This is a genomic window from Rhodococcus sp. BP22 (assembly GCF_014281965.1).
Lineage (GTDB): Bacteria > Actinomycetota > Actinomycetes > Mycobacteriales > Mycobacteriaceae > Rhodococcoides.
Map to the genome: position 1 here is coordinate 97,414 of NZ_JACFTB010000004.1, position 19,154 is coordinate 116,567.

The 19,154-nt window shown below is 62.4% G+C and carries 15 protein-coding genes and 1 pseudogene; 14 read left to right on the top strand and 2 right to left on the bottom strand.

What is annotated here, in order from left to right:
• Positions 1-47: 47 nt before the first annotated feature.
• A complete protein-coding gene (locus H2510_RS10045) occupies positions 48-944 on the bottom strand; it encodes a LysR family transcriptional regulator (RefSeq protein WP_186628212.1) in 897 nt (298 codons plus the stop codon).
• Positions 941-1,816, bottom strand: a complete 876-nt coding sequence (locus H2510_RS10050) for a ribokinase (protein ID WP_186628213.1) — start codon at positions 1,814-1,816, stop codon at positions 941-943. The genes H2510_RS10045 and H2510_RS10050 overlap by 4 nt, the downstream gene beginning before the upstream one ends.
• 93 nt (positions 1,817-1,909) lie before the next feature.
• On the opposite strand from H2510_RS10050, the gene H2510_RS10055 reads away from it, so the two are divergent.
• The 14 genes and pseudogenes from H2510_RS10055 to H2510_RS10120 all read left to right on the top strand — a co-directional run bounded on the left by H2510_RS10055 (position 1,910) and on the right by H2510_RS10120 (position 19,154).
• Complete coding sequence (locus tag H2510_RS10055) at positions 1,910-2,368, top strand: metalloregulator ArsR/SmtB family transcription factor (RefSeq protein WP_186628214.1); 459 nt, start codon at positions 1,910-1,912, stop codon at positions 2,366-2,368.
• Positions 2,365-3,393, top strand: coding sequence for a cation diffusion facilitator family transporter (locus H2510_RS10060; protein WP_186628215.1), 1,029 nt, complete (start codon positions 2,365-2,367; stop codon positions 3,391-3,393). The genes H2510_RS10055 and H2510_RS10060 overlap by 4 nt, the downstream gene beginning before the upstream one ends.
• A gap of 139 nt (positions 3,394-3,532) precedes the next feature.
• Positions 3,533-3,892: pseudogene (locus H2510_RS10065) on the top strand (sensor histidine kinase); the annotation flags it as partial.
• Positions 3,893-4,023: 131 nt separating this feature from the next.
• The gene (locus H2510_RS10070; protein WP_186628216.1) at positions 4,024-5,286 is read left to right on the top strand and encodes an aspartate aminotransferase family protein; all 1,263 of its coding nucleotides are present in this window, start codon (positions 4,024-4,026) and stop codon (positions 5,284-5,286) included.
• Positions 5,283-8,192: an FAD-binding and (Fe-S)-binding domain-containing protein gene (locus H2510_RS10075; RefSeq protein ID WP_186628217.1), complete on the top strand. Its 2,910-nt coding sequence runs from the start codon at positions 5,283-5,285 to the stop codon at positions 8,190-8,192. The genes H2510_RS10070 and H2510_RS10075 overlap by 4 nt, the downstream gene beginning before the upstream one ends.
• A 2-nt stretch (positions 8,193-8,194) precedes the next feature.
• Positions 8,195-9,655, top strand: coding sequence for an NAD-dependent succinate-semialdehyde dehydrogenase (locus H2510_RS10080; protein WP_186628218.1), 1,461 nt, complete (start codon positions 8,195-8,197; stop codon positions 9,653-9,655).
• Positions 9,656-9,670: 15 nt separating this feature from the next.
• Positions 9,671-10,396 (top strand): GntR family transcriptional regulator, encoded by a 726-nt coding sequence (locus H2510_RS10085; protein ID WP_254900641.1) that lies wholly within the window; start codon positions 9,671-9,673, stop codon positions 10,394-10,396.
• Positions 10,397-10,647: 251 nt separating this feature from the next.
• Positions 10,648-11,862, top strand: a complete 1,215-nt coding sequence (locus H2510_RS10090) for a M24 family metallopeptidase (protein ID WP_397517350.1) — start codon at positions 10,648-10,650, stop codon at positions 11,860-11,862.
• 3 nt (positions 11,863-11,865) lie between these two features.
• Complete coding sequence (locus H2510_RS10095; RefSeq protein ID WP_186628220.1) at positions 11,866-13,137, top strand: PLP-dependent aminotransferase family protein; 1,272 nt, start codon at positions 11,866-11,868, stop codon at positions 13,135-13,137.
• Complete coding sequence (locus H2510_RS10100) at positions 13,134-14,357, top strand: M20 family metallopeptidase (protein ID WP_186628221.1); 1,224 nt, start codon at positions 13,134-13,136, stop codon at positions 14,355-14,357. The genes H2510_RS10095 and H2510_RS10100 overlap by 4 nt, the downstream gene beginning before the upstream one ends.
• 98 nt (positions 14,358-14,455) lie before the next feature.
• Positions 14,456-15,907 carry an MFS transporter gene (locus H2510_RS10105; RefSeq protein WP_315901317.1) on the top strand — a complete coding sequence of 484 codons (1,452 nt, stop codon included), beginning with the start codon at positions 14,456-14,458 and terminating at the stop codon, positions 15,905-15,907.
• Positions 15,904-16,866 (top strand): D-2-hydroxyacid dehydrogenase, encoded by a 963-nt coding sequence (locus H2510_RS10110; protein WP_186628222.1) that lies wholly within the window; start codon positions 15,904-15,906, stop codon positions 16,864-16,866. Before H2510_RS10105 ends, H2510_RS10110 begins: the two co-directional genes overlap by 4 nt.
• Positions 16,867-16,961: 95 nt before the next feature.
• Complete coding sequence (locus H2510_RS10115; protein WP_088944759.1) at positions 16,962-18,245, top strand: glutamate-5-semialdehyde dehydrogenase; 1,284 nt, start codon at positions 16,962-16,964, stop codon at positions 18,243-18,245.
• Between the two features lie 21 nt (positions 18,246-18,266).
• Positions 18,267-19,154, top strand: coding sequence for a MoxR family ATPase (locus H2510_RS10120; RefSeq protein WP_088944760.1), 888 nt, complete (start codon positions 18,267-18,269; stop codon positions 19,152-19,154).

Consider the following 19,154-nt stretch of genomic DNA (forward strand, 5'->3'; position numbering starts at 1 on the left):
TATCGTCGCCGGAGGTTGCGGCACAGTTCGATCGTCTCCGACGTCCGTCAGGTCAGCGGCGAGGTGGCGATGTCCAGAAAGTCTCGGCGTGGGCCACGAAGAGGTTCACGCAGATCCCACACCGCGCACAGTTCCCGCGGCATCGTCACGGCGTCGACGTCGATGCGTGTCAATCGGCCGTCGCGAAGGTCGGCTGCGACCGCCAACGAAGACAGGACCGTCGGTGCGTTCGCAGTCACCACCGCCGATTTGATCGCGGTGACCGAGTTGAGTTCCAGCAGCGGCGGAACCGTCGGGTGCACGGTGCTCTCGTAAGTGGTACGGGAACCGGATCCGAGCTCGCGTTGGACGAGGGCTGTTGCAGCCAGTTCGTCGACGGTGACCGAGCCTCGTGACACCCACGGGTGCTGCGGTGGGACGACGACGACGAGTTCGTCGGTTGCCACGACGCGAATTCCGAGGCCGTCCGGGATCTGCGGTCCTTCGACGAATCCGATGTCGGCTCGACCCGCGAGGACCTGACGGGCAACCTCGGCCGAGTTCATCAACCGCATCTGCGTTCGTACGTCGGGAAACCGAGCCCGCATCATGACGATCCAGCCCGGCAACAGATGCTCTGCGACCGTCATGCTCGCGGCCACGGTGAGGCTCGCATTTTCCTCCCGCAGGAGGGATTGGACACCCGTCGCGAACTTTTCGGCGGCGCCGAGAACGTTCCCTGCCCACTCGAGAACAGCGACACCTTCGGGAGTGAGCACCACGCCGCTGCTGGTGCGGTCGAACACGCGGAGACCGATGTCGCGCTCGGCTGCTCGAATTCGTGCGCTGACCGCTTGCTGACTCAATCCGTGTTCCCGTCCGGCCGCGCTCATGCTGCCCAGCCGTGCGACCGAGACCATCACGTCGAGCGCGGCGAGATCGGGGACCCGTGGGGACAGTGTCATCGTCGGGCTGCATCCGCGATGAGCGCGTCGATATCCGCTCGCGATCCCGAAGACGCTCCGGTGCCACGACGCGTAGCAGCCAATGCCCCTGCTGCACAGGCCCATCGGACTGATTCTTCGGGACCCTGCAGCCAGCGGGCAGCCAAAGCCCCGGTGAAGGCATCTCCGGCACCGGTGGTGTCGATGGCGTCGACCCGTGGCGCTCGAGCGTCGAACGTCGACGCCGGTCCGCGGTACCGAGCGCCGTTGGCGCCGAGCGTGGTGACGACGTGCGCAATGCGATCGAGAACACTGTCGCCGACTGCGTCGGCTTCGGACTCGTTGACGATCAGGACGTCCACGACGTCGACGAGGGCCTCCGGGAGTGGTCGAACGGGGGAGGGGTTCAGCATGACCACAGTGTCGTGAGCTCGGGCGTGAATCGCACCGGCCACGACCGTGTCGAGGGGAATCTCCAACTGGCACAGCAGGATATCCGCGGCGGCGATGATATCGAGTTCATGATCGGTCAAGGTGGACATCGTGGCGTTGGCGCCCGGGACGACGACGATCGAGTTCTCCCCGTGACGGTCGACGGTCACAGCTGCGATTCCGCTCGGACCATCGGTGCGTCGGAGTCCGGACGCGTCGACGCCGGCTTCGATGACACTTCGTTCGAGGTCGGCAGCGAATGTGTCGTCACCTACCGCCCCGAGGAATGCTGCGTCGGCGCCTGCCCGTGCCGCCGCGATGGCCTGATTCGCTCCCTTTCCTCCCTGCGCGGTGTCGAAGGAGTCACCCAGGACGGTTTCGCCGGGCTCGGGTAGGCGTCGAGTCGTTGTCGTCAGGTCCATGTTGATACTGCCCAGGACAACGATGCGCGGAGTCGTCATTCAATGACGATATGCGGCTTCGTTACTCCTTGGGCACGTGCGTCTGCTCATTGGGAGGTGTGAAGCACCGAAGTGCTGCGCTATTATCTACGCATGAATGCAGATAACGGAGGGTGTCGCCGCCGTTTGATGGACGACGAGGTCGGGTTGGTGGTCGAGGTGTTTCGGATGATGGCCGACGCGACGCGGGTGCAGATCCTATGGGCGCTGATCGATCGTGAATTGTCGGTCAACGAACTGGCCGATCACGTCGGCAAGCCCGCGCCCTCGGTGTCGCAGCACCTGTCGAAACTGCGAATGGCTCGTTTGGTTCGTACTCGACGGGAGGGCACACAGGTGATCTATCGCCTGGAAAACGAGCACGTTCGAGAACTCGTCACCGATGCTGTATTCAACGCCGAACATGCCGGGCCCGGCATTCCCGGGCATCATCGCGCGAGAGCAGGCCTACGTGAGTTGCACCCATCGCGCCGGGTCGATACGAACCGCGGTGCGGGGTCGATCTCCGAGAGCTCCGGCGTCGACGGCCACATCGTGGGGGAGAGTCGATGACGCACGATCGAAACTCCGACGACGTAGCCGGTCACGGTCACGGTCACGGTCACGGTCACGAAAGTTCCGGCACTTTCCGCTCGATCGTCCGTGAAATTTTTGCACCGCACAGCCACGATGCCGCCGACAGTATCGACGATGTGCTCGAATCCAGCACGACCGGCATTCGCGCCGTCAAAATCAGCCTGATTGCGCTGGGGGCTACCGCGATTGCGCAGTTGGTCATCGTTGCAGTATCCGGATCAGTAGCACTTCTCGCAGACACGATTCACAACTTTTCCGACGCGCTGACCGCGATCCCGTTGTGGATTGCCTTCGCCCTGGGCCGTCGGGCGGCGACGCGCCGGTACACCTATGGTTACGGCCGCGCCGAGGACCTAGCCGGTTTGTTCGTTGTCGCAATGATCGCGTTGTCCGCTCTGATCGCCGGTATCGAGGCAGTGCGGAGACTGATGGACCCGATTCCTGTCCAGCACCTCGGCTGGGTGGCGGCAGCAGGTGTTGTCGGATTCGTCGGCAATGAACTTGTCGCGCTCTATCGCATCCGAGTCGGCCGCCAGATCGGCTCCGCAGCACTGGTCGCCGATGGATTACACGCCCGCACCGACGGTTTCACATCCTTGGCTGTGGTCATCGGCGCCGGCGGTGTAGCACTGGGCTTCCCGCTCGCCGATCCCATCGTGGGTCTGATCATCACCGCGGCGATCCTTGTTGTTCTTCGCTCGGCAGCGCGAGATGTCTTCCGCCGCTTGATGGATGGCGTCGAGCCGGACTTCGTCGTGGCCGCCGAGAGGGCGTTGGCTCAGGAGAGCGGGGTCGTTGCCGTGCGCAGCGTCAAGATGCGATGGATCGGACATCGATTGCACGCTGACGCCGAACTTGACATCGACCCCTCCACCAGTCTCGTCGATGCGCACCTGCTGGCCCATCGCGCTGAACACACCCTGACCCACACTGTTCCGAAATTGAGCACTGCTCTCATTCACGCATATCCCGCCCGCGAGCCCAGGGGACCGTACGGGTAGGTGTGCGGGTAACGCTGCTGCGCCCTCTTTGGTCGCATACGCTACTCGGCGCGCCGTGAGACCGTGAGCCGTTGGCTGTTGGTCGTTCGCTGGGTCGTCCGCTCTTGACAATTGTGTCTGGTTCGGTTGCTAGTCGCTGCTGTGGGTCGATCCGGTGAGGCTCGGGCAGGTGCTCGGCAATCTACTCGACAACGCACTGCGCCACACACCACCGCATGGACGGGTCACTCCGACCGCCGGCGGCGGGAATGAATCTGTCACGATCGAGGTGGCCGACACCGGAGACGGCATCTCCCCCGAACACCTCCCGCACCTGTTCGAACGCTTCTACCGAGTGGATGCCGCACGTGATCGCGAGCACGGCGGATCGGGTATCGGCCTCGCGATCGCCAAGGCCCTCGTGAAGGCGCAGAGCGGGCACATCACTGCTGGCAGCAATGGTCCGGGAACAGGAAGCACCTTCACCATCACATTGCCCACGGGGCGAGATCGGCTTTGAGAGCGACGCATTCTCGAGTCGATTGTCTGAAGTTGCGCTGTCGAAAAGTGGGTGCCGAAAAATCATCTCGGTCGTTTCGGCATCGACTGTAGATTGTTGACAATCCGCAGGGCGGTGGCCACGATAGACCTATGGCCGCGCCGCGCACACACCTCAGTCCTGCACTCAAGCAAGCCACTCCGGTTGTGGTGGACCACGCACTCGGTAGTTGGATCTACGGCACCGACGGAAAACGGTATCTGGACTTCACCACGGGAATCGGTGTCACCAGCACCGGGCATTGTCATCCGCGCGTCGTCGAAGCGGCACGTGATCAAGTAGGCAAGATCATCCACGCGCAATACACCACCGTCATGCACAAGCCGTTGCTCGAACTCACCGACAAACTCGGAGAGTTTCTGCCTGCCGGACTCGACAGTGTTTTCTACGCCAACTCCGGCTCCGAGGCCGTCGAGGCCGCGATTCGATTGGCGCGCATGGCAACCGGTCGACCGAACATCATCGCATTTCATGGCGGATTTCATGGACGCACCGTTGCTGCGGCATCGCTCACCACCGCCGGTACCAAGTTCCGGTCCGGATTCTCTCCGATCATGGGCGGGGTGCACATCGCACCGTTTCCACATGCCTTCCGTTACGGCTGGGACATGGACACCGCTATCGCTTTCGCTTTGCAAGAACTCGACTACCTTCTTGCAACCATTTCGAGCCCGGCAGACACCGCTGGATTCATCATCGAACCGGTGCTCGGCGACGGTGGCTACCTACCCACTCCACCCGCGTTCCTCGAAGGTCTGCGTCGCCGCGCCGACGAGCACGGGATTGTCTTCATCGTCGACGAGGTCCAGGCCGGTGTCGGACGGACCGGAAAATTCTGGGGCCACGAGCATTCCACTGCTACCCCCGACATCGTGATCACGGCCAAGGGCCTGGCTTCTGGATTCCCGATCTCGGCGATCGCGGCGTCGACCGAACTCATGTCCAAGGCGTGGCCGGGATCGCAGGGTGGTACCTACGGCGGAAACGCTGTCGCCGCTGCTGCCGCGGTGGCCACGCTCGACGTCGTCCGCGACGAAGGACTCGTCGAGAACGCGCGCCGACAGGGCGACGTGCTGCTCGACGGCCTGGTGGCACTGCAAGCGCAGTACTCGGCGATCGGCGACGCGCGCGGACTCGGTCTGATGCAGGCCCTCGAATTCGTCGACGAGAACGGCAAACCCGACGCCGCTGCTGCCGGCCGCGTCCAGCAGACCGCAATATCGGAAGGCCTGCTGTTGCTCACCTGCGGTGCGTTCGGCAATGTCGTGCGAGTCATTCCTGCACTCGTCGTCACCGACGACGAGGTGGCCGAGGGGCTCGGTGCCATCGCTCGAACGTTGAAGCGCGCACTGTGACGGTGATCGGCGGAGTCGGACCGGTCCTCGACGAACTGCGCAGGGCGGGGGTCGACGTCGATGTGACCTCGCGGCGCCTGGCCGAGTATTCGTACGACGCGTCGAACTACCGCGTGCCGCCGGTCGCCGTGGTGTTTCCTCGCAGTACCGCGGACGTGTGCGCGGTAGTGAAGTCGTGTGTGAAGGGCAACGTTCCGATCGTGAGCCGTGGCGGTGGAACATCGATGGCAGGCAATGCGATCGGCGCGGGTGTGGTCCTGGACTTCTCGCGGCACATGAATACCGTGCTCTCGGTCGACGCCGAATCCAAGTCGGCCGTGGTCGAGCCGGGGATCGTGCTTTCGGAACTCGCCGAGACCGTGTCGGGGGCGACCGGTGGCATATTGACCTATGCCCCCGACCCATCGAGCAAATCACGGGCAACCGTCGGCGGTGCGATCGGCAACGATGCCTGCGGCAATCATTCGGTGCGGTACGGCCGGACAGCAGACCACACGATCGCTCTCGACATCGTCACTGTCGACGGGGTGGTGCTGCGAGCGACGCGCTCCGGCGTCACGGCGGCCGATCCTCACGACGATGTCGCCGTCGCTGCAGCGGACAGGATCACCTCCGAGCTTCGTACTCTGGTGTCGGACAATCTGGCTGACTTTCGACTCGAACTCGGTCGGATTCCGCGCCAGGTCTCGGGGTTTCACCTGTCGACGTTGTTGCCGGAGAACGGCTTCGACGTGGCCCGTGCCCTCGTCGGCAGCGAAGGTACGTGCGCGATCGTCGTCGCCGCGACCGTCGCGCTCGTTCCTGTCCCGCCTGCTGCGTTGCTGTTGAGTTTGGGTTACGCCGATGTCGTCGAAGCAGCCGAGGACGTCATGACGATCCTCGAGTTCTCGCCGGCGGCAGTCGAAGGGATCGACGCGAAGATCGTCGAGACGATGCAGCACCGAAGGGGAACTGACTCAGTCCAAGGCTTGCCTTCGGGAAACGCTTGGCTCTACGTCGATCTCGATGGTGAGAACGTCGCCGAAGTCGAGGACAAGGCTGGGCGATTGCTCGAGCGCTTACGTGAGCTCGGCAGGTTGAAGGATGGGCGCATCGTCGCAGACCTCGCTGAACGAAAATCGCTGTGGCGGGTGCGGGAGGATGGTGCGGGTTTGTCGGCGCGTCTTGCCGGCGGTGGTGAATCCTGGCCCGGCTGGGAGGATTCCGCGGTTGCGCCCGAGAATTTGGCCGCATACCTCGCAGACTTCCGTGACCTTCTTGCCGCGCATTCGCTCACCGGGGTGATGTACGGACATTTCGGCGCCGGGTGCATGCACGTCCGTATCACTTTCGACCAACGCAGTGAGGCCGGACGAGCAGTGATGGCGACCTTCCTGCGTGAGGCAGCCGAACTGGTAGTCCGGCACGGCGGTTCGTTGTCGGGTGAACACGGAGACGGTCGGGCACGGTCGGAGCTGCTGCCGATCATGTACTCGACCTCGATGCTCGACGCGTTCGCGCGGTTCAAACGTATCTGGGATCCTGCGGGCGTTCTGAATCCGGGTAGCATCGTCGATCCGATGCCGATGATGGATGACCTTGCATTGCAGGGTGTTCCGAATCGTGAATGGAAGACGACCTTCGAGCTTCATCAGATCGGAACGAAGACGAACCTGGATCCGTTCGTGCACGCCACCCAGGCATGCGTCGGCGTCGGGCGCTGCCGATCCACCTCCGGTGGCGTCATGTGCCCGAGCTATCGAGCGAGCGGGGACGAGAAGGATTCGACCCGTGGGCGTGCCCGCGTCCTTCAGGACATGGTTCGCAGTAGCGCGACGGTCGCGGCAGGGTGGGCTTCGAAAGATGTCAAAGAATCACTCGACCTGTGTCTGTCCTGCAAGGCCTGTTCAACCGACTGCCCCGTCGGGGTGGACATGGCGACCTACAAGTCGGAGTTTCTCGATCATCACTACGCGGGGAAGTTGCGCCCGATGGCGCACTACTCGCTGGGCTGGTTGCCACGCTGGTTGAAAGTGACGTCCATCCTGGCGCCGGTACTCAACCGCGCAATGACTCCGCGAACCGGCATCATCGCTGCCGGAATCGGCGGTCTCACGACCAAGCGATCGCTGCCGCGGTTCGCCTCGCGACGGGAACTACGCACGCAGACAGCGGGATCAGTACCGGGAGGTGATGTCGTACTGCTCGTCGACTCCTTCACCAAGGGGTTTCGGCCGGACATCGTCGGTGCTGCGGTTCGCGTTCTCGCCGAGGGTAACCGGACAGTAGAGTGCAGGACCGACGTGTGCTGCGGGTTGACGTGGATTTCGACGGGGCAGCTGGCAACTGCCAAGAAGCAGTTGAGCAGAACCGTTGCCGCACTCGATGATGGAACCGATCGGCCGATCGTCGTCACCGAACCGAGCTGTGCGGCAACGCTTCGCAAGGATATGCCCGAGCTGGTGGGTACCGACGCGGCTCGACGGGTCGCCGCACGGGTGCAGAGTTTCGCCGGTGCGGTGATAGAGCAGGCCGCCGCGGGGTGGAGCCCGTCGGCCGACGTCCCCGATGCAGTCACCGTGCAGACCCACTGCCACGAATACGCGGTGTTCGGCGAAGCCACGCAGCGAAAGGCGCTTGCTGCCGCGGGGATCGGCAGCGTCGACGAGGCGACCGGCTGCTGCGGGGTGGCAGGCAACTTCGGCTTCGAACCGGATCACTACGACATGAGCATGAAAGTCGCAGAACAGGCCCTGGCACCCGCGGTACGACGCGCTGATCCGACAAGGCCGATCCTGACCGACGGCTTCAGCTGCCACATGCAGGTGCGCCAACTGACCGGCAATCAGAGCGCGACCGCCTCGATGCACCTGGCACAACTCCTCGATCCCGCACCTTCGACGCAGACCTCCAGGAAGGGACAGTAGCTATGACGTCCATGACGCGCCCGGCCATCACCTCGCCGACCCAGCTGTTCATCGGCGGGGCCTGGCGAACAGCGAACAGCGGGAGGAAGTTCGACGTCGTCGATCCTGCAACCGGCGAAGTGATCGCCGCCGTCGACGATGCCGACATCAGCGACGCCGAGGCTGCTATGGCGGCCGCCGTTGCAGCGCAGGAGTCCTGGGCGCAGACAGCGCCACGTGCGCGAAGCGAGATCCTTTCTCGTGCATTCCACTTGATCATCGCCAGGACCGAGGAATTGGCTGCCATCATCACCGCCGAGATGGGCAAGCCGCTCGCCGACGCCCGAGGCGAAGTCGCGTACGGCGCAGAGTTCTTTCGATGGTTCTCCGAAGAGGCAGTTCGCATCTCGGGCGACCACACGTTGACCGGCGATGGAAAGAACCGCATCATCGTCACCAGAGCCCCGGTCGGTCCTAGCATTCTGGTGACGCCGTGGAACTTTCCACTGGCCATGGGCACCCGAAAGATCGGCCCCGCGCTTGCCGCCGGATGCACGGTGGTGTTCAAGCCGGCCGAACAGACTCCGCTGACTGCGCTAGCGCTGACCGCCATCCTCGTCGAAGCAGGGGTTCCCGACGGCGTAGTCAACGTGGTCCCTACGACCGACGCCGCAGGAGTCGTCGGATCGTGGATGGCCAGCGGCTCGGCCCGGAAGATCAGCTTCACCGGCTCCACGGCCGTCGGGAAGATTTTGTTGGCGCAGGCAGCTCCGACCGTGATGCGGACGTCGATGGAACTCGGCGGGAACGCCCCGTTCATCGTCGCCGAGGACGCTGATCTCGACCGGGCCATCGACGGTGCGATGGTGGCCAAGATGCGCAACATGGGCGAGGCCTGCACTGCAGCCAACAGGTTCTTCGTCCACCGCTCGCTTGCCACGGACTTCGCTGCCAAGCTCGCTGCTCGCATGGGTGCCTTGACAGTTGGCGCCGGCAGTAGGGCGGGTGTGGAAGTGGGGCCGCTCATCGATCGCAGCGGCCGCGCCAAGGTGCAACGACTCGTCGACGATGCGCTCGCGCGCGGTGCTCGGGCGGTGGTGGGTGGGCAGGAAGATTCTGGGCCAGGCTATTTCTACCCTCCAACGGTGCTCGACGATGTCGACTCCCAGTCCGATCTCATGTCGACCGAGATCTTCGGACCCGTTGCCGCGATCGTTCCGTACGACACCGAGGACGAAGTGATCGCGCTTGCCAACGACACCGAATGGGGGCTTGTGGGTTACGTTTTCACGCAGGACATCGATCGCGCATTGCGTATGGGGGAGCGGCTCGAAGTGGGGATGGTCGGCATCAACACCGGTCTCGTATCGAACCCCGCTGCCCCGTTCGGCGGCGTCAAGCAGTCCGGACTCGGCCGTGAAGGCGGCAAAGTCGGTATCGACGAGTTCTTGGAATACAAATACTTCGCAATCCCGAGGTCCTAGCAGGAGGTTTTGCATATGTCAGGTTCCCGAAGACTGACCCCGATCGACGCCCGCAATACGTCGATGGTGATAGCCGATCAGATTCGCGATCGGATCATCGACGGATCCTACACGCCGGGCGAGCAGATCAACGAAGCCAATGTTGCTGCCGAGCTAGGGATTTCGCGTGGTCCGGTTCGCGAAGCGCTCCAGCGGCTGAATCAGGAAGGCCTGTTGATCAGCTACCGAAATCGCGGTGTGTTCGTTGTCGAACTCAGCGTCGACGACGTCGCCGAGATATACGAGGCCCGCGCGGCGATCGAAGTCGGTGCCGCATGGACGCTCGTCCACGGCGAGATCACCGTCCTGAAGGCGACGGCGGCTCAGTTGTCGGCAATCGTCGACCAGATGCAACCGTTCATCGACTCAGCGGATTGGTTCGGTCTGGCCGAGCGGGACCTGGCGTTCCACACGGCGATGGTTGCTGCGACGTCGAACAGTCGGATGTCGAGGATGTACGCCACATTGGCAGCGGAGGCGCGCATCTGTATGACCAACCTGGAGACGGCCTACTTCCGGCCCGAGGCGTTGGTCGAGGAGCATCAATTGTTGGTGGACCTACTCCTGGGTTCGGATTGGGCTGCACTCGAAGCCGGTCTGCACGAGCACATGGACACTGCGATTCAGGACCTGAGTCGGTCCATGCAGGCAGAGGCGGCCACTGATGGGCTCGGCGGCCGCGTCGGCGCCGCGGCCGACTGAGCTTGCGCGGGGTGGATTGCGTGCGACTGATCGAAACGAAGAAGTAACACGAGTTCTCTTGCAGCACCAGGACTCGTCCGCATAGCCTGATTGTTAACAATCTGCAAAATGCACGTGGGGTCTCAGGGCCTCCCGCGACGCCCCGAAAGGGGGTACGAGTGAACGAGTCCGGGCTCCCAGTCGAACCAAGCAATCCAGTCGAACCAGCAGTCACATTCACAAGCGCTGTCGGTTCACGCCATGCCCCCGGGCTGGCGGAGTATGCACATCTGCCGAACAGCACGCCCATCACGTTCACCGAAGACGAGTACTCCCACCGCCTGCGCGTGGTGAGAGAACGCATGGCGGCGCAGCATCTCACGGCCCTGATCGTCACGGACCCGTCGAATCTGTACTACCTGTTGGGTTACAACGCGCTCTCGTTCTACACACCGCAAGTTCTGTATGTGCCGCTCGAAGGAGCCCTGTACTTCTTCGCCAGGGAGATGGATGCCAACGGCGCATTCCGTACCTCCTGGCTGCCTCGGGAGCAGACGTTCGGGTACCCGGAAACATTCGTGCAGCGCAAGGAAACCCACCCGTTCGTGTGGGTGGCACAGAAGTTGCGCGAACTGGGAATGGTCAACAACTTCTCTCACGGCCTGGTGGGCTTGGAGATGGATTCCTACTACTTCAGCCCCAAAGCGTTCGAAGCCTTGGTGAAGTCTCTACCCGAGTATCAATTCACCGATTCGTTCGAGTTGATCAATTGGGTCCGCGTCGTGAAGAGCCCGGCCGAGATCGACCTCATGCGGGGTGCCGCCCAGGTGTGCGAGTCGGCGATGGGCGCGGCCTTCGAATCGATCGGCGTCGGGTTGCGGCAGTGCGACGCGGCGGCGGCGATCATGAATGCCCAGATCAAGGGCACAGTCGACTTCGGCGGCGACCATCCGGCGATCGTGCCGATGCTGCCTACCGGGGCAGGGGCGGACACTCCTCACCTCACCTGGTCGGATCAGGTGTTCGTCGAAGGCGAGACCACGGTGGTCGAACTTGCCGGGGTGTTCCGGCGTTACCACATCCCGATGGCCCGAACGATTGTTCTGGGTAAGCCGAGCAAGCGGCTGGACTACCTGGCCCGTGCCACCGGTGAGGCGCTGAACGAGGTCCTCGACACCGTCCGCCCCGGTGCCAGTACTACCGAACTGGCTCAGGTATGGAACGTCAGTCTTGCCAAGCATGGACTGCACAAGCCGTCGCGCATCGGGTACTCGATCGGCATCGCCTACGCACCCGACTGGGGCGAGCGGACAGTGAGCATCAGAACCGACGACGACACTGTCCTGACCGAGAACATGACGTTCCACATCATCGGAGGAATGTGGATGGACGACTACGGATACGAAGTATCCGAGGCCGTTCGTGTGACCGAACGCGGCGTGGAGACATTCACCGATTACCCGCGGCAACTACTGACGAAGGAGTGAGACATGATCGCCACCACCATTCCGTGGGCCCTGCGCACCGACAAGCTGGTGGGATCGGTAATCGACTCGTCGACATCGCTTCTCGCTGCTCAAAAGCACGACATCGTCCGGTTTGCGATGGGTTCTCCTGCTGCGGAAACCGTTCCAGCCGAACTGTTTTCGGAGATCGCCGCTACCGTTCTCACAGCCGACGCGATGGACTACGCCGCCACCGAGGGCGACCCGAGTCTACTCGATGCGCTCCTGGGATATCTCGATTCGGTCGGTGAACCCTCGTCTGCCGATCGCATCGTCATCACTTCCGGTGGTATGCAGGGTCTCGATCTTGCATGCAAGCTGTTCGTCGATCCCGGTGACCTCGTGATCGTCGAAAGTCCCACGTACACCAACGGGACCGCCACCGTCCTGAGCTACGGGGGCGACGTGCTCGAAGCACCGATGGATGCCGACGGCCTCGTGGTGGAGGCGCTGCCCGATCTGGTCGAGGCCGCAGGCCGGCTGCCCAAGATGATCTACGCCATTCCGAACTTTCAAAACCCTTCGGGCACAACGATGTCGCTGGCGCGAAGGAAGTCGCTGCTGGAATTGGCGCACAGGTGGGGCTCAGTGATTCTGGACGACGACCCTTATGGGCTGCTCCGATTCGAGGGCGAACACATCCCGAGCTTCCAATCTCTGAGCCCGAACGATCCACTCCTTTTCTCCGTGCGGACCTTCTCCAAGATGATCGCCCCCGGGCTTCGGGTCGGTTGGGTCGACGCGGCGCCCGAGGCGCGACAGCTGTTGATCAACGCCAAGCAGACGATGGACACGTGCACCAACCTTCCGGGGCAACGAATGATCGCCGAATTCATCCGACGTGGACACCTCGCGACGCATCTGCGTTCGTTGAGTGCGGTATATCGCCCACGCAAAATCGCAATGCAACGCAGTCTCGACAAGTATTTCGGTGATCGGATCTCGAGTACCGACCCGGAAGGCGGCTTCTTTCTCTGGGCGACGCTGAGAGGCGACGCCGCCGCGCTGTCCACACAGGCACTGTTCGAAGTCGCTCTTGCCGAAGGCGTTGCCTACATCCCCGGTCCGGCATTGTCGGTCGGCGGCAAATTCGAAGATTCCCTGCGGCTGTGTTTTGCATCCTCCTCGCCCGAGCGTATCGACGAGGGCGTCAAGCGGTTGTCAGCGGCAGTGGACAAATCCCTCTCGATTCGATCCCTCGATTCCGTGCCGCGGAACGCACATGCCGTTCGACGAAATGCCGATTCCACTCGATGACGGGGAGATCGAACAGTCAAGCCGAACTGGAGGCTCGGGTACTGGCTGCGATCGACGAAGGTGAGCTGGTGGCGCTGGCGTCGGCGCTGATCGATGCGGGGGGAGAAAACCCCGGTGGTACCGAGGAATCCGTAGCCAGAGTGCTGGTTGACACCTGTCGCCGGCTTGGGTTCGACATCGAGATCGACGACGTTGCACCGGGACGGCCGAACGTCGTGGTGTCGGTCGGGGGAAACGAAGAACCTGGTGTGTTGTTTCTCGGGCACTCCGATGTCGTACCGGCGGGAGGCGGATGGTCGAGAGATCCCTTCGCGGCCACAGTGCGCGACGGGCGACTGTACGGACGGGGCGCATGCGATATGAAGGGGGGACTGGCGGCCGTCGTAGTCGCTATGTCCGCCCTGAAGCGTTGCGGTGCAGTAGGTTCAGCACCCGTGTCGTTGGCGTGTCTGGTCGACGAGGAAGATACCGGACTGGGGATTCGATCCTTTGTGCGAACAACCATGCGCCGTAGCTATTCTCGGTGCATTGTCGCCGAACCTACGGATCTGATGACCATCGTCGGGTGTCGGGGTGCGGCGAATCTCGAGATCACCGTTCGGGGTCGTTCGGCTCACGCGGGGCGGCCGTCCAACGGGCGTAACGCAATCTCGGCGGCCGCGCGGATCATCGTGGTCATCGATTCGATGGGCGAGGAGTTACGCGTCGACGCCCATCCGGTGCTGGGAGCGGCAACGTTCAACGTAGGAACTGTCTCCGGCGGAACCGGTACCTCGATGGTTGCCGACTGTACTGTGATCACGGTGGACCGGCGGTTGCTGCCAGGAGAAGACGCCCATGTCGTGGCAGCACAGCTGCATCGACGTATTCTCGCCGCCGGGATCATCGGCGACGGGATCGAAGTGGCAGTGGACGTCTCGATGGAGATGCCAGGCTTTCTCACCAGCACGGACTCCGACATCGTTCAATCGGTTGTCACTGCAGTGGCCGATTCCGCCGGCCATCACGGCACCGATATCTGGACTGCGTCGTGCGACGGCGGTTTCATTGTGCGAGACATGGGTATTCCCGCCATCGTGCTGGGTCCGGGTGAGATCGAATTGCAGGCCCACCAGCCCGACGAGTCCGTGTCGGTGCGCCAATTGTGTGACAGCGCAGCGGCGTATGCACTGATTGCGTGCAGAAGTGTGGCGTTACCAGGTGTTATGGCGGCAACGTAGGGGTTGTAAGAAACCGAGACTTACGCGCAAGTAACGTGAATCGCTGCACAGGACCAACCCGACGCTCCATTTGTTCACAAAGCGAGAGGTATTGGACAGTGACACAGTCACCCAAAAGCCCGACTGTAGATGCAGTTGGTCACCCGATCACAGGGTATCCGCCGAACACCAAGGAACTGACCCCGAAAGAAACCAAGACTCTCCACCTCGCTATCGGTGGTTCTGCCCTGGGCAACGCCGTCGAGTGGTTCGACTACGCCGTGTACGGCTACTTGGCGGTGTACATCGCTGCGAATTTCTTCCCATCCGAGGATGGGGGAGCGAGCCTGCTCTCGACATTCGCAGTTCTGGCGGCATCGTTCATCATTCGGCCGATCGGTGGGATCGTACTCGGACCTCTAGGTGACCGAATCGGTCGTCAAAAGGTGCTCGTCCTGACCGTGACGATGATGTCCCTGGCGACGGCGGCTATCGGCATACTGCCGACCTTCGACAGCATCGGGATCTTCGCTCCGATTCTTTTGTTGGTATGCCGCCTGGTGCAGGGATTCTCGACCGGCGGTGAGTACGGTGGTGCGGCTGTCTTCATGGCGGAGTATGCGCCCGACAAGCGTCGCGGTTTCTTCGGCTCGTTTCTCGAATTCGGTACGCTGGCAGGCACTGTCGCAGGCGCAACGCTGTGCACCCTGTTGAACCTCGGTCTCGGAGACGACACCATGGAGGCTTGGGGTTGGCGTATTCCGTTCTTGTTGACTCTTCCTCTCGGCATGGTGGCGCTGTGGTTGCGTACCCGACTCGAAGATTCACCGGTATTCGCCGAGGCCAAGGCCGACGGCGAGACCATCTCGGAAGGCTCGCAGGGCGGTGCGATCGCCTCGCTGAAGTCCACGATGACCTACTGGCAACGGATCCTCATCCTCATGGGTTTCGTGCTGCTACTCAATATTGCGTACTACACGGTGCTCACCTTCCTGCCGTCCTACCTCGGTGACACGTTGGGGCACAGCACCACACAGTCGAATTTCACGCTTGTCGTCATCATGCTGATCTTGATGGCCATCATCAATCCGATCGGTGCCTTGTCCGATCGGGTCGGTCGAAAGCCGCTGTTGCTCACTGCTTGTGCTGGCTATTTCGTGTTCAGTGTTCCGCTGTTTCTGCTGATCATCAATACCGGCATCGTCGGCCAGACCGTGGGTCTGCTCGGGCTCGGAATTCTTCTCGTGATCATGTTGTCTTGCGTATCCTCGACGTTGCCGGCGCTTTTTCCGACACAGGTTCGCTACGGCGCCTTTGCAATCGGGTACAACGTGTCCACTTCACTCTTCGGTGGTACAGCTCCACTCATTCTGACATTCCTCATCGACCGGACCGGATCGAACCTGATCCCGGGCTGGTACATGATGCTGGCCGCGGCTATCGCATTCGTACCGATTCTTCTGATGCCGGAGACGGCCGGGCGTTCGCTTCGCGGCAATCAGCGTCCCGGTGACAACGACGCCGAGCTGGCCGCTCAGGGCATCGAACTGGTTGGATACAAATCGAAATGACAACCCGGCCCGTCGTCGTGATATTTCACGCCGACAATGTCCCCGAAGGCCTCGAGTCAGTAGCCGCTGTGGCCGACCTGCGCTATGCCACAGTGGACTCCCTAGGTGATGCGGTGTCCGGGGCGGACGTTCTGTTGCTGTGGGATTTTTTCTCGCCCGCCGTGCGGCAAGTGTGGGATCGGTTCGACAATCTGAAGTGGATCCACATAGCTGCCGCGGGCGTCGATTCCCTGATGTTCGACGATCTCGTGGCTTCGGATGTGGTGGTGACGAATTCGCGAGGAGTATTCGATCGCCCGATAGCGGAGTTCGTGCTCGCCCACATTCTGGGTTTTGCCAAGCATTCGTCCGAATCAGCCGAGCTGCAGCGACAGCGAGTCTGGAGGCATCGTGAGACCGAGCGCATCGATACTGCACACGCAATGATCGTCGGCACCGGTGCAATCGGGCGTGAAATTGCTCGGTTGTTGTCGGCGGTAGGTATGACGGTGTCGGGCGTGGGTAGAACGGCACGGGCAGGAGACGACGATTTCGGCGTCGTTCACGCCAGTTTCGACCTCGCCGACGTCGTGCACGACGTCGACTATCTCGTTCTGGTCGCCCCGCTGACCGAGGCAACCAGAGGACTCGTCGACGCGAGCGTTCTGGCTGCAGCGAAGCCGGGTGTGCGTGTTATCAACGTCGGTAGGGGCGAATTGCTCGACACCGATGCGCTGGTGAACTACATGCGTAGCGGACACGTGGCCGGTGCAGCGCTCGACGTCTTCGACAGCGAACCGCTGTCGGGGGACGATCCGCTGTGGACCACCGCGAACCTCGTCGTAACCCCGCACATGAGCGGGGATGCCACCGGGTGGCGGAGGCAACTGGCCGAAGTCTTCGTGTCCAACTTCCACCGGTATGCGAACGCGGAGGAACTTCAGAACGTCGTCGACAAGAAGTTGGGGTTCGTGCCGTAGCGCCGGGCCTGAGGATCCTCAGCGTCGCGCCGAGGAACTTCGGTTCACCGGACACCGCATCTTGCTGAAAGAAGTCGCTGGCTACTGTGTAGGGCATGACGGTCACACCTGTTTCGGCGAACGCGACCATCGGTGAACTCGATACGCGTGAGCAGGTCCACGCCGCGGCCCGACGCGCACGCGTGGCATCGAGGACATTGGCGCTGATGACGACCGCAGCCAAGGACGCTGCGCTGCTTGCCGCAGCGGATGCCCTGCTGGCTGCAGTCCCCGAGGTGCTGGCCGCGAATGCTGCCGATGTCGACGCCGCGCGCGCTGCCGGAACAGACGAAGGACTGCTCGACCGACTTCGACTCACCGACGCACGTATCGACGGCATCGCTGCCGGCCTACGGAAGGTCGCCGGGCTGCCGGACCCTATCGGCGGCGTCGTACGTGGTTCGACCTTGCCCAACGGACTCGAGATTCGCCAGGTACGGGTGCCCCTCGGCGTCGTCGGAATGGTCTACGAGGCCCGACCCAACGTCACGGTCGATGCGTTCGGACTTGCCTTCAAATCAGGAAATGCGGCGCTGCTGCGGGGATCTTCGTCTGCTGCCCGTTCCAATGCCGCACTGGTCCAGGTGTTGCAGAATTCGCTGGCAGTAAGCGGTCTTCCTGTCGACGCAGTGCAACTGCTTCCCAGCGCGGATCGCTCCTCCGTCACACATTTGATCCAGGCGCGAGGACTGGTCGATGTCGTGATCCCGCGCGGGGGTGCAGGTCTGATCTCGGCTGTGGTACGAGATGCAACGGTGCCGACGATCGAGACCGGAGTTGGTAACTGCCACATCTACATCCACTCCGCGGCCGACCTTCTCATGGCCGAGAAGATCGTTCTCAATTCGAAAACTCGACGCGTCAGCGTCTGCAATGCAGCAGAGACGATCCTGGTCGATGCGGCAATCGCCGAGACCGCCGTTCCACAGCTCCTACAGGCTTTCCAGAGCCATAGCGTCGTCGTGCACGGCGACCGACCCGGACTCGTGCCCGCCACCGAAAAGGACTGGTCCGAGGAATATCTGTCCCTCGACGTCGCACTCAAGGTCGTCGACGGTATCGACGAGGCCATCGCGCACATCGACGAATACGGCACCGGACACACCGAAGCAATCGTGACCGCAGACCTCAGCGCGGCCCGAGAGTTCACCACCCGGGTCGACGCCGCAGCCGTGATGGTCAACGCGTCGACAGCATTCACCGACGGAGAGCAGTTCGGGTTCGGCGCAGAAATCGGAATCTCGACGCAGAAACTGCACGCTCGCGGGCCCATGGGCCTGCCGGAACTGACCTCCACCAAATGGACCGTCTGGGGCGAAGGACATACCCGCGCGGTCTGAGAAGAAGCAGAAGGAGCAGACGTGGATCGAGCACTACCGACGTCGCCGCCGCTGTTCGCAAGCGTCGACGACGTCGTCACCCGGCTCGGCGAGACCGGCTATCTGGCGAACAAAGCCACAGCAACATCGGTGTTCCTTGCCGATCGGCTGGACAAGCCACTTCTGATCGAAGGCCCGGCAGGAGTCGGGAAAACCGAACTTGCCCGTGCCGTCGCTCAATCGACCGGCGCCGAACTGATTCGACTGCAGTGCTACGAAGGTGTCGACGAGGCACGAGCGCTGTACGAGTGGAATCACGCCAAGCAGATATTGCGCATTCAGTCGAGCTCGGCCGGGCATCAGGATTGGGACGAGACGAAGCTGGACGTCTTTTCCGAAGAGTTCCTGCTGGCTCGGCCATTGTTGCAGGCCATTCGACGCGCGGATCCGACCGTTTTGCTCATCGACGAGACGGACAAGGCGGACGTCGAGATCGAGGGTTTGCTGCTCGAGGTACTCAGCGATTTCGCTGTGACCATTCCCGAATTGGGGACCATCACTGCAACGCGGAAGCCGTTCGTCATCCTGACATCGAACGCAACACGTGAGTTGTCGGAGGCGCTCAAGCGGCGCTGCCTGTACCTGCATCTCGACTTCCCCGACGCCGATCTGGAACTGCGGATCCTCGCCAGTCGAGTGCCGGAACTTCCGGAAGCGATTGCCGAACAGATGGTGCGCACAATCGGAGTGTTGCGTGCGATGCAACTCAAAAAGCTCCCGTCGGTGGCCGAAACAATCGATTGGGGTCGCACTGTCCTCGCACTCGGCATGGACACCCTGGACGACGACGCGGTCCGAGCGACCCTGGGCGTCGTCCTCAAACACCAATCCGACCAGATCAAAGCTGCGGCCGAGCTTCGGCTGAACTGA

Excerpts from the sequence above, each read along its gene's own strand:
- H2510_RS10070 (WP_186628216.1), top strand. The coding sequence starts at position 4,024 with ATGGCCGCGCCGCGCACACACCTCAGTCCTGCACTCAAGCAAGCCACT.
- H2510_RS10045 (WP_186628212.1), bottom strand. The coding sequence starts at position 944 with ATGACACTGTCCCCACGGGTCCCCGATCTCGCCGCGCTCGACGTGATG.
- H2510_RS10050 (WP_186628213.1), bottom strand. The coding sequence starts at position 1,816 with ATGACGACTCCGCGCATCGTTGTCCTGGGCAGTATCAACATGGACCTG.
- H2510_RS10085 (WP_254900641.1), top strand. The coding sequence starts at position 9,671 with ATGTCAGGTTCCCGAAGACTGACCCCGATCGACGCCCGCAATACGTCG.
- H2510_RS10110 (WP_186628222.1), top strand. The coding sequence starts at position 15,904 with ATGACAACCCGGCCCGTCGTCGTGATATTTCACGCCGACAATGTCCCC.
- H2510_RS10100 (WP_186628221.1), top strand. The coding sequence starts at position 13,134 with ATGACGGGGAGATCGAACAGTCAAGCCGAACTGGAGGCTCGGGTACTG.
- H2510_RS10095 (WP_186628220.1), top strand. The coding sequence starts at position 11,866 with ATGATCGCCACCACCATTCCGTGGGCCCTGCGCACCGACAAGCTGGTG.
- H2510_RS10115 (WP_088944759.1), top strand. The coding sequence starts at position 16,962 with ATGACGGTCACACCTGTTTCGGCGAACGCGACCATCGGTGAACTCGAT.
- H2510_RS10055 (WP_186628214.1), top strand. The coding sequence starts at position 1,910 with ATGAATGCAGATAACGGAGGGTGTCGCCGCCGTTTGATGGACGACGAG.
- H2510_RS10060 (WP_186628215.1), top strand. The coding sequence starts at position 2,365 with ATGACGCACGATCGAAACTCCGACGACGTAGCCGGTCACGGTCACGGT.
- H2510_RS10080 (WP_186628218.1), top strand. The coding sequence starts at position 8,195 with ATGACGTCCATGACGCGCCCGGCCATCACCTCGCCGACCCAGCTGTTC.